Origin of the sequence: Paludisphaera soli, from assembly GCF_011064595.1 — a bacterium.
Classification (GTDB): Bacteria; Planctomycetota; Planctomycetia; order Isosphaerales; family Isosphaeraceae; genus Paludisphaera; species Paludisphaera soli.
Genome location: NZ_JAALJI010000001.1, coordinates 39193 through 54026, shown reverse-complemented (window position 1 = coordinate 54026; position 14834 = coordinate 39193). Strand labels below are relative to the sequence as shown.

Here is a 14834-nt window from a genome sequence, read left to right as displayed (position 1 = left end):
ACGGACGACCCGAAGGACCCAACGGAAGCTCGATGGAATCCATGCCGACCTTCGCACCGATCCTGGCCGTCGGGTTCGCCAACGCGGGGCTCCTCTACGGGCTCGCCGCGGCGTCGATCCCGATCCTGATCCACCTGCTCAACCGCCGGAAGCGCCGGGAGGTGCGGTGGGCGGCCATGAGGTTCCTCGCCGCCGCCCTGGCCAAGAACCAGCGCCGGATCCGCATCGAGCAGTGGCTGCTGCTGGCCCTCCGCTGCCTGCTGGTCGCCCTGGTGGTCGGCGCGATGGCGAAGCCGTTCCTGGAGTCGTTCGGCAACGTCATCCCGGGGCGGCGGACCCACCGGGTGGTCGTGCTGGACGCCTCGATGAGCATGGCGGCGAAGGTCGGCGGGACGACCCGGTTCGACCAGGCCAAGGCGGTCGCCTCGCAGTTCGTCAAGGACTCCCGGCGCGGCGACGCGGTGAGCCTCGTGCTGATGGGGGACCCGCCGCGCGTCGTCGTCGGCGACCCGTCGCCCAACCTGGAGGAGGTCCGCAAGGAGGTCGACGAGCTTACGCAAGGGCAGGGGGGCGTGGACCTGGAGGCGACCTTCGAGGCGGTGGACCGCGTGATGGAGGCTTCGTCGATCCCGCAGAAGGAGCTGGTGTTCCTCTCGGACCTGCAGGCCGCCAGCTGGCGGCCCCGGGGGGGCGACGGGGCCTCGGGCGACGAGGGCCTGAAGCGGTCGATCGCCAGGATCGAGGCCCGCCAGCCCCGCTCGGTCGTCGTCGACCTGGGGAAGGCCGGCGCGGGCAATCGGGCCGTCGTGGGCCTGGAGGCCGACGCCCCGGTGATCACCCCGGGGGCGACCGTGGCCGTCACCGCCCTGGTGCGGAACTTCGGCCCCTCGGCCGCCGAGGGGGTCCGCGTCCGGCTCACGACCGACGGCCGCCTCGGCCCCGAGCAGGTGGTCGACCTGCCCGTCGGCGAAGTGGTGCCGGTCGTCTTCAACCAGCAGTTCCCCGCGCCGGGGGACCACGTGGTGGAGGCCTCGATCGACGAGGACGCGCTGCCGCCGGACGACCGCCGCCTGCTGGTGGCCTCCGTCCGCGAGGCCGTCCGCGTCCTGCTGGTCGACGGCGACTTCAAGTCGGAGGCGTTCCTGGCCGAGACCGACTTCCTCTCGCAGGCGCTCGCCCCCGGCGAGTCGGCCGAGGGGGAGCCCGACCCGATCCGGGTGGAGGTCGTCCCGGAGAGCCAGCTCGCCCGCCGCGACCTGGGCTCCTACGACGTGGTGGCGCTCTGCAACGTGGCCCAGTTCAGCCCGGTCGAGGTCAAGGCGCTGGAGGACTTCCTGGAGCAGGGGGGGGGCGTCGTCGTCTTCGGCGGCGACCAGGTCTCGGCCGAGAACTACAACCGGCTCCTGTTCGCCGACGGCCGGGGGATCCTGCCGGCCTCGCTCGGCGAGGTCGTGGGGGACGCCGCCAAGAAGGAGTCCGCCTTCCGGTTCGACCCCCTAGGCTTCCGCCACCCGATCCTGGCCGACTTCCGCAACCAGGCCGACCCCGTGGTCGCCGGGCTCACCCAGACGCAGGTCTGGAGCTACCACAAGCTGACCCTGCCGAAGGACTCGACGGCGCGGGTCGCGCTCGCATTTGACGACGGCGACCCGGCCGTGATCGAGTCGGCGAGGCGGCCGGGCCGGGCCTTCCTGGCCGCGCTCCCGGCCGACGCCGACTGGTCGAACTGGCCCGCGCACCGCAGCTACCCGCCGGTCATGACCGCCCTGATCATGGAGGCCGCCTCGGGCCGCCAGGCCGACCGCACGATCCAGGTGGGCCGGCCGTTCGACCAGACCTTCCCAGGCTCCGCGGCCGGCGCGGCGGCGACCGTCGTAACCCCGAAGGGGGGGGCGGCGACGGCCGTGAAGCTCAAGGCCGAAGGGGGGCTCGCCCGGCTTCACTTCGAACAGACCGACGCCGCCGGGGCGTACCAGGTGAGGCTGGGCCCGCCGGCCCCGACCGAGCTGACCTTCACCGCCAACCCCGACCCGGCCGAGAGCGACCCCGCCAAGCTCGAACGCGCGGGCCTGGCCGAGCGGCTCCCGGGCTGGAAGTTCACGCTCCTGGACAACGGCCGCGAGCTGGCCCGCAGCGCCGCCTCGGTGGGGCGTCGGGGCGAGCTGCACCGGCCGCTCCTGTACGGCGTGCTGGCCCTCCTGATGATCGAGTCGTTCGCCGCCTGGCGGTTCGGCCGGGCCGGCTCGCGGTGACGCCCAGGCCCCCGCACTCTGACCCGAACCGCGAACGCCCGACCGAGGACCGCCTGCGTTGATCGAATCGCTGCTCCAGTACCTGGCCGACCGATTGGGCGTCGCCCCCCCCCGCGCCGGGGAGGCCGTGTCGCCGCACATCCGGTTCGAACAGCCGTGGCCGCAATGGGCGCTCCTGTCCGTCGTGATCGGCGGCTCGGCGTTCGTGATCTGGCTCTATCGCCGGGAGACCCGCGCGCCGGCCGGGATGAAGGCCCTGCTCGCGGGGTTGCGCATCGGCCTCGTCCTGCTGACCGTCTTCCTGCTTTCCGAGGCCGCCCTCTCGGTCGACCGGACCGGGCTGCCGTACCTCGCCGTGCTGGTCGACGACTCGGCGTCCGAGCAGATCGCCGACCAGTACGAGAAGCCCGAGGTGCAGTCCCAGGCCGCCGCGCTCGCCGCCGACGCGGCGAAGGCCTCGCCCGGCGCGCCGGCGGCGGCGAAGCCCGAGGAGGCCCCCCGCGCCCGCGAGGACGAGACGACCCGGCTGGCCGTCGCCAAGGGGCTGCTCCTGCAGAACGACGCCGCGATGCTCCGGACGCTCCAGACGCAGCACCGGGTCCGGCTCTACCTGGTCTCGAACGCCACCCGGCTGCTCGCCGAGATCGACCGCCCCGAGGACGTCGACGCGGCCGTCGCCAAGCTCCGGGCCGTCGAGCCGGTCGGCGCGCAGACCCGGCTGGGCGACGGCCTCCGCCAGGTCCTGACCGAACTGCGAGGCGCGCCGCCGTCGGCCCTGATCCTCGTCAGCGACGGCCAGACCACCGAGGGGGAGCCGCTGACCAAGGCCGCCGAGCTGGCCGCGCGCAAGGGCGTGCCGCTGTTCACCGTCGGCGTCGGCAGCGCCGAGCCGGCGCGGGACCTGGAGCTGACCGACCTGCTGGTCGACGACGTGGTGTTCGTCGACGACGCGGTCCGGTTCCAGGCCAAGCTCGCCGCGCGGGGCTTCGAGGGCCGCAAGCTCACGCTCCGCCTCCGCGAGCGCCCCCCCGGCGCGACGGCCGACGGGCCGGGCGTCGAGATCAAGTCCGTCGAGGTCGACGCGCCCCCCGACGGCAAGCCCGCGCGGGTGGAGATCGTCCACAACCCGAAGGAGACCGGCGAGAAGTCGTTCGTGCTGGAGGTCGACCCCCGCCCCCGCGAGCTGCAGGTCGACAACAACCGCATCGAGCGCACCGTCTCGGTCCGCAAGGAGAAGCTCAAGGTCCTGCTCGTCGAGAGCGAGCCCCGGTACGAGTTCCGCTACCTGAAGAACTACCTGGAGCGCGAGGAGACCATCGACCTGTCGGTCGTCCTGCTCTCGTCCGACCCGGAGTACAGCGAGCAGGACCGCTCGGCGGTGCCGGTCTTCCCGGCGTCGCAGGAGGAGCTGTTCGCGTACGACGTGGTCCTCTTCGGCGACGTCGACCCGGGCTATCTCAGCCAGGCGCAGATGCGGAACCTCTCGGAGTTCGCGACCGAGAAGGGGGGCGGGGTCCTGTTCATCGCCGGCGAGCTGTTCAACCCGCTCTCGTACCGGGGGACGCCGCTGGAGGCCCTGCTGCCGATCGAGCTGGCCGACGCCCGCAACCCCTCGGCCGTGGGGGGGCCCGTCGCGCCGTTCCACCCCGAGCTGACGCTCGAAGGCCGCACCAGTCCGATCTTCCGGTTCGGTGCCGACGAGGCCGAGAGCGGCCGCATCTGGCAGGACCTCCCCGAGTCCTACTGGTACTTCGAGGCGCCCCGCAAGAAGCCCGGCGCGCTGGTGCTCGTCGACCACGCCTCGGCCACCGGCAGCGACGGCAAGATCCCCCTGATCCTCTACCAGTTCGCCGGCTCCGGCCGGACCATGTTCCACGCCTTCGACGACACCTGGCGCTGGCGGTTCCGCGCCGGCGACAAGTACTTCGGCCGGTTCTGGGTCCAGACGATCCGCTTCCTGGCCCGGTCGCGGCTGGCGGGCAAGCGCCAGGCCGAGATCCAGACCGACCGCCGCTCCTACGAGCGCGGCCAGCCGATCCAGATCCGCGCGCGCTTCCCCAACCCGGGCCTGGCGCCGATCGACGACTCGGCCTCGGTCCAGGTCGAACGCCAGGGGGGCGCGTCCCGGACGCTGAAGCTCCAGCGTACGGCGGGCGCTCGCAACGTCTTCGAGGGGGTCCTGGCCCAGGCGGCCGAGGGAGAGTACACCGCCAGGCTGCTCCCGCCCCCGGTCCTGGACGGCCCGATCCCCGCCGCGACCTTCCGGGTCGAGGCCCCCGCGGGCGAGTTCGAGAAGGTGCAGATGAACGAATCCGAGCTGCGCCGGGCGTCGGCCGCCACCGCCGGCGCCTACTACCCCGCCGTCGCCGCCGAGGGCCTCCTGGACGGCCTCCCCAAGCCTTCCAAGGTCCCCCTCGACACCGACCCGCCGATCCCGCTTTGGAATTCCTGGCCGATCCTGGCGCTCTTCCTGCTGCTGCTGGCCTCGGAATGGATTCTCCGGAAACGGGCCCGAATGGTATGATGAAGAGCATGCCACGTCGACTGATTACGGACCCCGATCTTAGCCGTCGCCCTCGCGTCGGCTCGCCCTCGGGAGGGTCTCGATGAGCCGGTCTCGCACGCGACTGGAAACACGCCTGGCCTCGCTCCGCAACCGCGTCCGCCGGCTCCTGCTGGCGTTCGGGGCGAGCCGGGTGCTGGCGGTGGCGGTGCCCTTGATCCTGGCGGCCTGCCTGGCCGACTGGGCGTTCCATCTCGACCCGACGGTCCGGCTGGCCGCCCTCGTCGCGATCGCCGGGGCCGTCGGCTGGACCGCCTGGCTGCGCGTCGTCCGGCCGGCCCTGGTCCCGTTCCAGGACCTCGACGTCGCCATGCGGATCGAGGAGCGCTGGCCGGGCCTGGAAGACCGCCTGGCGAGCACCGTGCAGTTCCTGAGGCTGCCGGCCGACGACCCGGCGTTCGGCTCCCCGGCCTTACGCGAGGCGACGATCCAGAAGGCCATGAAGGAGGTCGAGACGCTCGACTTCCGCGAGGCCGTCGACACCCGGCCGATGGTCCGCGCGGCGACCCTGGCCGCCGCCGCGATCCTGGTGGCGGCGTCGGCCGTCGTGCTCGACCCCGGCTCCGCCCGGATCGCGGCGCGCCGGCTGTTCGCCCCGTTCGGCGGCGACCGCTGGCCCCAGCGCACGCACCTGGCCCTGGACCCGGCGGGGACCACGCTCAAGCTCGCGCGGGGCGACGCCTTCAGCCTGGTCGTCCGCGTCCGGGAGGGGGACCGCGTCCCCGACGTCGTCCAGGCCGTCTACCGCTACCCCGACGGCGAGACCGTCGCCGAGCCCCTGGCCGCCGTCGAGGGGGGCGAGTTCCGGGGCCGGATCGAGACGGTGGACCGGCCGTTCACGTTCTCCGTCGCCGGCGGCGACGACTCCTCGTCGATCCGCGACGTGGCCGTGCGCGTGGTGCCGCCGCCGGCCCTCACCCGGACCACCGTCCGGCTGACCCCGCCGGCGTACACCGGCCAGCCGGCGCAGGCGCTGGCCTCCGGGCTGACCTCGTTCAAGGTGCTGGAGGGGACCCGGGTCGACGTCGAGGCGGCGGCCGACAAGCCGCTCTCCTCGGCGATGGTCCACCGGAGCGACGGACGCGAGCCCGCCCCGGCGACGCTCGACGGCCTCGCCACCGGGATCTCGACCTCGTTCACCCCGGAAGGGGACCTGACCTTCTGGTTCTCCCTCTCGGACGAGGAAGGCTTCACCAGCCGCGAGGCCGTCCGCTACGACGTCCGCCTGGTGAAGGACGAGGCCCCCCGGGTGGCGATCGTCGAGCCCAAGACCGACCGCGACGTCCCGCCCGACGCCCGCGTGCCGGTCTCGATCGACGTGGACGACGACTACGGGATTCACTCGGCCCGGATGCTCTTCCAGGTCGCCAGCGGCGACTCCGAGCCCCACGACGCGGTGGCCCTGCCGCTCTGGTCCGCCCCCTCGCCCGAGGCCGACGCGGCCAGCGTCGGCGCCGGCTCGGCCGGGACCGCCGCGGCCTCGGCCGCAGCCATGGTCAAGCACCAGTCGATCCGCCACGACTGGGACCTCGCCCCGCTGGCCCTGCCGCCGGGCGCGATCGTCACCTACCACGCCGACGCCCGCGACTTCGACGCCATCGGCGGCCCCAACCTGGGCAAGAGCCGCGAGCTTCGCCTGCGGATCGTCGCCAAGGAGGAGGCCTCGCGGCAGTTCGACGAGGCCCGCCGCGCCCTCCGCGAGGAGATCGCCCGAACCCTCGCCATGCAGAAGCAGGCCGCCGCCCCCGTCGCCGACGCCGAACGCGCGCTCGACCAGGCCGGCTCCCTGACGAAGCCCCAGCGCGAGAACCTGGACAACGCCGGCCTCGTCCAGCGCCAGGTCGCCGGCCGCCTCAACAACCGCGAGGACGGCCTGGAACGCAACCTCCGCCGGCTGCTCGACGACCTCCAGAACTTCAAGCTCGATAACGAGCCCGCCAAAGAGCAGATGGAACGCATGCTCGCGCAGCTCGACCAGCTGCGCGAGAAGAACCTCGGCGCCGCCGAGCAGGCCCTCACCCGCGCCCGCAAGCACCTCGACGCCGCCAAGGACCAGGGCCAGGGCGACCCCAAGGGCCAGCCCCAGCCGGCCGACGACGACGCCGCGCAGGCCAAGGCCGGAGACGCCGCCAAGGCGGAGGCCGGCGAGGCCGCCAAGGCCCAAGCCGGTCAAGACGCGCAGGCCAAGGCTGGAGAAGCCGCCAAGGCGCAGGCGGGTCAAGACGCCCAAGCCAAGGCCGGTCAAGACGCCCAGGCCAAGGCCGGAGACGCGGCGAAGGCCCAGGCCGGTCAAGACGCGCAAGCCAAGGCCGGAGACGCGGCGAAGGCCCAGGCCGGTCAAGACGCGCAAGCCAAAGCCGGAGACGCAGCGAAGGCCCAGGCCGGTCAAGACGCGCAAGCCAAGGCCGGCGAGGACGCCGAGCCCAAGGCCGCCGGGGATCAGCCCGCGCGGCAGGCCGCCCGGGAGTCGCTCGCGCAGGCCGGGGAGAACCAGAAGGCCGTCGCCGACGAGCTGCAGAAGATGCTCGACGACCTCGGCGAGTTCGAGACCTACCGCGGGGTCGTCAAGGACGCGCAGGACATCCTGAAGAAGCAGGAGGAGGCGATCAAGCAGGCGGCCGACGCCGCGGCCAAGCCCGACCTGGCCGGCAAGGACCAGGCCGACCTCTCGCCCGAGCAGAAGGCCGACCTGGCGAACCAGGCCTCGCGCCAGCAGGAGCTGGCCAAGGGCCTGCAGGACCTCCAGGAGAAGATGGACCAGATGGCCGCGAGGCTGGACCAGTCCGACCCGCTGGCCGCCTCGGCCTTGCGCGAGGCCGCCCAGGCCAGCCGGGACGCCCAGACGGCCGCCAAGATGGAGGAGGCCGCCAGGGGGGTCGAGAAGAACCAGATGGGCCAGGCGAGGGCCGGCCAGGAGGCCGCCAAGCAGGACCTCAAAGAGCTGGTCGACCTGGTGCAGAACCGCCGCGAGCGTGAGCTGGCCCGCCTGGTGAAGGAACTGAAGAAGGCCGAGTCCGACCTCCGCGACCTCCGCGCCCGCCAGGCCCAGAACCTCAAGGCCACCCGCGACGCCAAGAACATCGCCGACGCGCAGAAGCGCAAGGAGGAGCTGCAGAAGCTGGGCAAGGAGCAGGCGCAGATCCAGGAAGAGCTGAAGAAGCAGCTCCAGAAGCTCGCCAAGCTCAACGCCGACGCCGCCTCGAAGGCCGGCGGCCGCGCCTCCTCGCGCATGAGCAAGGCCCAGGAGCAGATGGACGCCGACGACGCCGAGCAGGCCGGAGGCGAGGAGGAGGAAGCCCTGGCCGACCTCAACGACGCCCAGGACGAGCTGGAACAGACCCGTCGCGACGCCGAGGAGAAGCTCGCCAACGAGCAACTCGCCCGGATGGGCGATCAGCTCAAGTCGCTGGGCGAGCGCCAGGCGAAGCTCGTCGGCGACGCCGAGGGGTTCGACAAGATCCGCCGCGACGCCGGCGACCTGACCCGCGGCCAGCGGGTGGGGGTTCGCAACCTCGGCCAGGTCCAGTCGGGCCTGAAGGACGAGACCGGCGACCTCGTCAAGCGTCTCGACGGGGCCCCCGTCTTCGCCCTGACCCTCCGCCGGGCCTCCGACGACATGGACTCCGCCGCCGCGGGCCTCGGAGCCCTCAAGACCGACCAGGACACCCTCGACGCCGCCCGCGCCGCCGCGAAGCGGTTCGAGCAGCTCATGGACGCCCTCAAGAAGGACGACGGCAAGAACGGCGGTCAGGGGGGCGGCGGCGGTGGAGGGGGCGGTGGCGGAGGCGGCGGGGGCGGAGACGGCATCCCGCCCACGGCCCAGGTCAAGATGATCAAGGCCCTCCAAGAAGAGATCAACGACCGCACCGAGTCCCTCGACGAGCTGAAACGCCGGCGCAAGGAACTCACGCCCGACCAGGCCGCCGAGGCCGACCGACTCGCCGCCGACCAGGGTGCCCTGGCCGACATCGTCCGCGACATGTCCCGACCCCGCCGCGACGACGGAGAGGAATGAACGAATGCGAATCCCACACGCCACCCGAGCCTCTTCGAGCCTCGCCGCGCTGGTCGCGTCGCTCGCCCTGATCGCCGCGGCCCCGACCCCCTCGCGCGCCCAGGACGCCTCCGACGACGCCGCGCTCGACGCCCTCATCAAGGAGGTGGACGACGCCAAGAAGGGGGAGGAGAAGCCCGCCCCGGCGAAGCCCGACGACGCCGAGAAGCCCGCCGACGACGCGGCGTCGAAGCCCCAGGAGCCCTCGGGCGCGAAGAAGCCAGGCGAGGGAGCCAAAGATGACGCGAAGCCCGCCGAGCTGGACTCCAAGGACAAGGACCTCGACGCGCTGCTCGAATCCCTCGGCGAGACCACCGACGAGCCCGCCGCCAAGGACGAGCGCAAGCCCCCCGGCGGCCCCGGCGGCGACGAGAAGGATCAAGACCAGGGGCCCGGCGGCGACGACAAGGACCAGCAAAAAGACCAGGGCCCCGGCGAGGGCCGCGATCGCCAGCCGCGCCTGACCGACAAGGAAAAGGCCCTGGACGAGGAGCTTGAGGAGCTGTCCGGCCGCCGCCGCAAGCGCAATAGCCGCGACCAGGAGCAGGGCGAAGGCTCGGGCCCGATGGGCGAGCTGATCAAGGAGATGCGCGACGTCGAGAAGCGGCTCGGCGAGCCCGACACCGGCGAGGAGACCCGCGGCAAGCAGCAGCAGCTCGTCAAGCGGATGGAGACGCTCATCGAGAAGATCCGCCAGGAGAGCCAGCAGCAGTCGCGGATGATGCAGCGTCAGACCCAGCAGCCGGGGGGCAAGCCGGGCGAGCAGCCGGGCGAGCAGCCGGGGAACAACCCCGACGGGGCCCCCAACCAGCGGCCACGCACGCCCACCGACCGGCGCTCGCTGGCCGGCGGCAAGGACGCCTGGGGCCACCTCCCGCCCGAGCTTCGGCAGGAGATGGAGAACGTCGCCAAGGAAGACTCGCTCCCCATGAGGGAGGAGCTGATCCGACGCTACTACCTGTCGGTCTCGCGCGGCAAGCTCAACCGGGGGGAATGAACCGATGATCCGACGCCTCCGCATCCCGGCCCTCGTCGCCGCCTCGGCCTTCGCCCTCGTCGCCGCCGCGGTCGCGGCCCAGGAGGCCCCGAAGGCCGAGGCGCCCAAGGGCGAAGCCCCGAAAGCCGAGCAGGCCGCCCCGCCCAAGGCCGAGCCGGCGGCCGACGCGCCGAAGCCGGAGAAGGCCAAGTCGGTCGGCGTGTTCGGCGACGCCGTACGCGGCGACGTGCCCGAGGGGACGGGCGAGATGCTGACGCCCGAGGCCGACCGCGCGATCCAGAACGGCCTGGCCTGGCTGGCGCGCTCGCAGCAGCCGGACGGCTCGTTCGGCAGCGGGACCTATCGCGGCAACATCGCCGTCACCAGCCTCGCCGGCCTGGCGTTCATGGCCGGCGGCTCCAGCCCCGGCCGCGGCCCCTACGGCGCGCAGGTGGACAAGGCGCTGGCGTACGTCATGGCGAACACGTCGCCGGCCGGCTTCATCGCCGTGGCCGCGGCGTCGACCCACGGGCCGATGTACTCGCACGGCTTCGGGGCCCTCTTCCTGGCCGAAGCCTACGGCATGACCCGCCGGGCCGAGATCCGCGAGAAGCTCCAGAAGGCCATCCGCCTGATCATCGACACCCAGAACAACGAGGGGGGCTGGCGCTACCAGCCGGTCCGGAACGACGCCGACGTCTCCGTCACCATCTGCGAGATCAACGCCCTCCGCGCCGCGCGGAACGCCGGGCTGTACATCCCCAAGGAGACGGTCGACGCCTGCATCAAGTACGTGAAGCAGGCCCAGAACCCCGACGGCGGCTTCCGCTACATGCTCCAGGGGGGCGCCAGCGCCTTCCCCCGGTCGGCCGCCGGCGTCGTCGCCCTGCAGAGCGCCGGGGTCTACGACGACAAGGAGGTCGCCGAGGGGATCGCTTACCTGAAGCAGTTCATGCGCGAGATCAAGCTGGGGAGCCGCTACAGCCACTACTTCTACGGCCACTACTACGCCGCCCAGGCCATGTGGATCCGCGGCGGCGCCGACTGGAACGAGTGGTTCCCCGCCATCCGCAACGAGCTGGTGCATCGCCAGTCGGCCGCCGGATACTGGAACGACAGCATCTGCAACGAATACGGCACCGCCATGGCGCTCATCATCCTCCAGATGCCCAACAACTTCCTGCCGATCTTCCAGCGCTGAAGGCGCGAGGCCGACCGACCGGGACCGGACCCCATCATGCACCAGCACGAGATCCGCAAATTTCGCCTCGCCGCGGCCCTCGTCGCCGTGGCGGCCCTCGCCGGGGCGGGGGCCGACGTCGCCGAGCCGACGTTCGAGTTTCTGACCACGACCGGCCCCGGCCCCTCCGGCCGGATCACGGCCCTGGCCGTCGACCGCATCGCCGTCGCGCCTGCCGACGGCCCCGCGAAGGAGATGGCGACGACCGAGCTGGTCCGCCTCTCGCGCGAGGCGTCGACGGAGATCGGCGAAGGGGCCTACGTCGTCCTCCCGGACGGCGATCGGATCGCCCGGGCCTTGCTCGGCGCGGCCACCGACGCGACGTTCGAGGTCCAGGCGGCCGCGATCGGCAAGGCGACGCCCCCGCTGGACGCCGCGCTCGGGCTGATCCTGTCGCCGCCGAGCGACCCGGACGCCTTCGACCGCCTCGTCCGGGCGATCCGGACCGAGCCCCGGACCAGCGAGGTCGTCTGGCTCGCCAACGGCGACCGGCTGACCGGCTCGTTCCTCGGCATGGACGATCGCGCGGTGCGGGTTCAGGTCCAGGGGACCCCCCGCGAGCTGCCGCGCGACGGCGTCGCGGCCGTCGGCTTCGACCCGGCCCTGGTCGTCTACCCGAAGCCCGAGGGCCCCTACCTGGAGATCGGCTTGATCGACGGTTCACGCCTCGGGCTGACCGGGGTGAAGCTGGAGCGCGGGCGGGTCTCGGGGACCTCGCGGTTCGGCGCGAGCTTCGACGCCCCGCTGGCGGACGTGGTCTCGATCGCGCCCCGCACGCCGGCCGTCGCCTACCTGTCGGAGCGCCCGGTCGACGGCAAGAGCTACGTCCCGTACTTCGACCTGGTGCGGCCGTTCCAGGCCGACGCCAGCGTCGAGGGCCGGCCCCTCCGCCTGGGAGGCCGCACCTATGAACGGGGCCTCGGGACCCAGAGCCGCACGCTGCTCGCCTACAAGGTGCAGCCCGGCGACCTGCGGTTCCAGGCGTCCGTGGGCGTGGACGAACGCGCCGGCCCGCTGGGGAGCGTGGTCTTCCGGGTCCTGACCGACGGCAAGCCCCGATTCGCGAGCGATCCGCTGACGTTCCGCGACCCCCCCGTCGCGGTCGACGTCGACCTGGAAGGAACGAAACTCTTGATCCTGGCCACCGAGTTCGGCGACCGCGGCGACGTCCGCGACCTCGCCGACTGGGTGGAGGCCCGGATCATCCGCCGTCCCTGACCGAACCGCCCCGCTCCGCCAGGCGGCCCCCGCGACGAACCCTCCCCCAGCCGCGAGCGTCCCGAACCATGCCGGACACGACCTCGAACGCCTCGCGAATCCCGATCGCCCGCGACGCCCCGACCAACATCCTGGGGCACGTGGCGTCGTCGGTGGTCCACAGCGTGATCAACCACTTCAGCGCGATCGTCAGCCAGGCGGAGATGCTGAAGTATCGCAAGCTGCCGCAAGACCAGGTGGCGACCCGCGCCGACGCGATCATCAACGCGGCGCTCGGGGGTTCCGCCCTGGCTCGTCGGCTCGCCGAGTACAGCCGACGGCTGTCGGCGTCCGAGCCCGAGATGGTGGACCTCGACTCCCTGATCGCCGAGCGTCTCGAGGCCCGTCGCGGCGACGCCCCCCGGCGCGTGGCGCTCGTCGGCGACCTCACGGCGCGGGCCGTCTTCTCCGGCGACGCCCCGAGGCTGCTGGTCATGCTCGACTGCCTGATCGACAACGCCTTCGAAGCCCTGGCGGCGGCCGGGCGGGGGGGGGTCGTCACGGTCTCGACCCGGCTCGACAACCGGGGTTGGCTGGAGCTGGACGTCGCCGACGACGGGCCGGGGATGACGGCCGACGTGCTGGAACAGGCGCTGGAGCCCTTCTTCGGCAGCAAGCCCGACCATCCCGGCCTGGGCCTCCCGCTGGCGCGGAGCATCTGGCGGCGGCACCGCGGGGCCTTCTCGATCGACGCCCCCCTCGGCCGGGGGACGCTGGTCCGGCTCACCCGGCCCCCTTCGGAGCCGACCGGGCCGTCCTGACGCGAAGCCTCCGCCGCCGCCGAGGGAGGTCGACGGCGAAGGGCTCCGACTCGCGAGGGGCCGACTCAGCGGGCGCCGAGCAGCTCGACCTCGAACAGCAGGGTGGCGTTGGGAGGGATCACGCCGCCGGCGCCGCGGGCACCGTAGCCGAGCGAGGCCGGGATCAGCAGCTCGCGCTTGGTCCCCACCTTCATCGTCGAGACCCCCTCGTCCCAACCCTTGATGACCTGGCCGACGCCCAGGGTGAACTCGAACGGCTCGCCCCGGTCGACCGAGCTGTCGAACTTCTTCCCCTTCTTGCCGTCCTCCCAGAGCCAACCGGTGTAGTGCATCTGGCAGGACTGGCCCTTCTTGGGCGTCGGGCCGTCGCCTTCCTTGGTGTCGCGATACTCCAGCCCGCTCTCGGTCTTGGTCATCTTCTTCTCCTTGGTCCCGTCCTGAGCCGTCGCCGGGGCCGAAAGGCCCAGCGTCACGAACCCGGCCAGCGCCGCGGAAAGCAACACCCGGGCCAGCATGTCGGCGGTCTTCAAGCGAATCGCTCCTTCCAGGCGGCATCCGATCGCGCGTCCCGCGACGTGCGGAAACGCTTCGAAGGCTGAGGCTACCATATCCCCGGACCCCCGGAAACCACCTCACCCAAGAAGTGTACAAAACGTCATGGACAATGCCGGGGCCGCCGATATACTGCACACCTGAGCCGAGAACCAAGCCGCCGGTCGCACGACGAGACGGGAGGGCGCGAGCCGAATTCCGCCCCGACGGGACGGTTTTCGGCAAGCATCGGGGTCGATCGGCGAATATCCGGGCGAACATTCCGCGTCCCGGGAGCGTCTTGTCGGCATGACCGAATCGCCCCCCATTGGACGGGCCGGGGTTCGCGGCCTAGATGGTAGTAGGGATGATCGCCAGCGACTCCCGGATCGCGGAACGTGAGAAAGGGAAACCGGCGTCGCCCGGGACGACTTCTCGACAACTGCAACCTGCGACGACGACCCTGAAAGCCGCGCACGCGATCACGATCTCTCAACTCAAGGACGTCTCCATGTTGACCCCTGTCCCGACCAGACGCCCCAGGCGGATCGCCGCCGACGGGCCGCACATCCAACCGCAATCGATCCGGCCCACCTTCGTCGACGCCCCCACCGAAGAGTTCGAGCCCGTGGCGTCCCCCTCGGCCGGCGACATCGCGGACTCTCTGCGTCGGTCCACCCTCCGCGCCCACCACGTCCTGAAGCACGCGGGCACGGCTCCGGAGACGCTCCGATCCCTCCGCGCCGAGGTCGCCGATCTCGAGAACGAGATCGACCGCCTGGGACTTCGCAAACTCCGCCCCTTCGTGGGCGCGCTCCGACGCCGGATCGAGGCCTCGCTCTGAGCCGAAATCCTCCCGGCGACTTCTCAAACAAATTTCCAAGAATCGCGCGAACCGACGCTTGATCTCGATCGGGATCGGGGTTATCCTGACCGAAGATTTCACAATACACAGCTTCAGCAGGATGCGCCGCCTGGATGATTCTGGCGCATCTGCAAAGACGACGAGGCGGGCGGCGGCGTCCGCCGGGTGTATCGGGAGGAAGGGGGCCGGACGCGAAGGCGACCGGCCGTCGATCCCTACGGACTGGACCGCGGAAGCCGCGGCAGGGAACCGACACCTCTGGCGGCGCCGCCCTCGCTTCATCTCTCCTCGCCGAGGCGTCGCCCGCCTCGCCCGGTAAGTCAGGGCGAGGGGCG

At 72.1% G+C, this 14834-nt stretch carries 9 protein-coding genes; 8 read left to right on the top strand and 1 reads right to left on the bottom strand.

Annotated elements, in window-relative coordinates:
- Nucleotides 1-32 precede the first annotated feature (32 nt).
- From G6O68_RS00205 to G6O68_RS00175, 7 genes are all read left to right on the top strand, one after another.
- Nucleotides 33-2252 (top strand): BatA domain-containing protein, encoded by a 2220-nt coding sequence (locus G6O68_RS00205; RefSeq protein ID WP_240910873.1) that lies wholly within the window; start codon nucleotides 33-35, stop codon nucleotides 2250-2252.
- A gap of 58 nt (nucleotides 2253-2310) precedes the next feature.
- Nucleotides 2311-4776, top strand: coding sequence for a VWA domain-containing protein (locus G6O68_RS00200; RefSeq protein WP_240910872.1), 2466 nt, complete (start codon nucleotides 2311-2313; stop codon nucleotides 4774-4776).
- 82 nt (nucleotides 4777-4858) lie between these two features.
- A complete protein-coding gene (locus G6O68_RS00195) occupies nucleotides 4859-8830 on the top strand; it encodes a DUF4175 family protein (RefSeq protein ID WP_165243566.1) in 3972 nt (1323 codons plus the stop codon).
- A gap of 4 nt (nucleotides 8831-8834) precedes the next feature.
- The gene (locus tag G6O68_RS00190; protein WP_165243563.1) at nucleotides 8835-9866 is read left to right on the top strand and encodes a hypothetical protein; all 1032 of its coding nucleotides are present in this window, start codon (nucleotides 8835-8837) and stop codon (nucleotides 9864-9866) included.
- Between the two features lie 4 nt (nucleotides 9867-9870).
- The gene (locus G6O68_RS00185; RefSeq protein WP_240910871.1) at nucleotides 9871-11046 is read left to right on the top strand and encodes a terpene cyclase/mutase family protein; all 1176 of its coding nucleotides are present in this window, start codon (nucleotides 9871-9873) and stop codon (nucleotides 11044-11046) included.
- 36 nt (nucleotides 11047-11082) lie between these two features.
- Entirely contained in the window at nucleotides 11083-12303 is a 1221-nt protein-coding gene (locus G6O68_RS00180; protein WP_165243560.1) for an NPCBM/NEW2 domain-containing protein, read from the top strand.
- Nucleotides 12304-12371: 68 nt separating this feature from the next.
- Nucleotides 12372-13103, top strand: a complete 732-nt coding sequence (locus G6O68_RS00175; protein WP_165243557.1) for a sensor histidine kinase — start codon at nucleotides 12372-12374, stop codon at nucleotides 13101-13103.
- 65 nt (nucleotides 13104-13168) lie between these two features.
- Here the strand turns inward: G6O68_RS00175 and G6O68_RS00170 are convergent, their stop codons facing one another.
- Entirely contained in the window at nucleotides 13169-13618 is a 450-nt protein-coding gene (locus tag G6O68_RS00170) for an FKBP-type peptidyl-prolyl cis-trans isomerase (RefSeq protein WP_165244554.1), read from the bottom strand.
- 527 nt (nucleotides 13619-14145) lie between these two features.
- Here G6O68_RS00170 and G6O68_RS00165 point away from each other — a divergent pair.
- The gene (locus G6O68_RS00165) at nucleotides 14146-14478 is read left to right on the top strand and encodes a hypothetical protein (RefSeq protein WP_165243554.1); all 333 of its coding nucleotides are present in this window, start codon (nucleotides 14146-14148) and stop codon (nucleotides 14476-14478) included.
- Nucleotides 14479-14834: the final 356 nt, after the last annotated feature.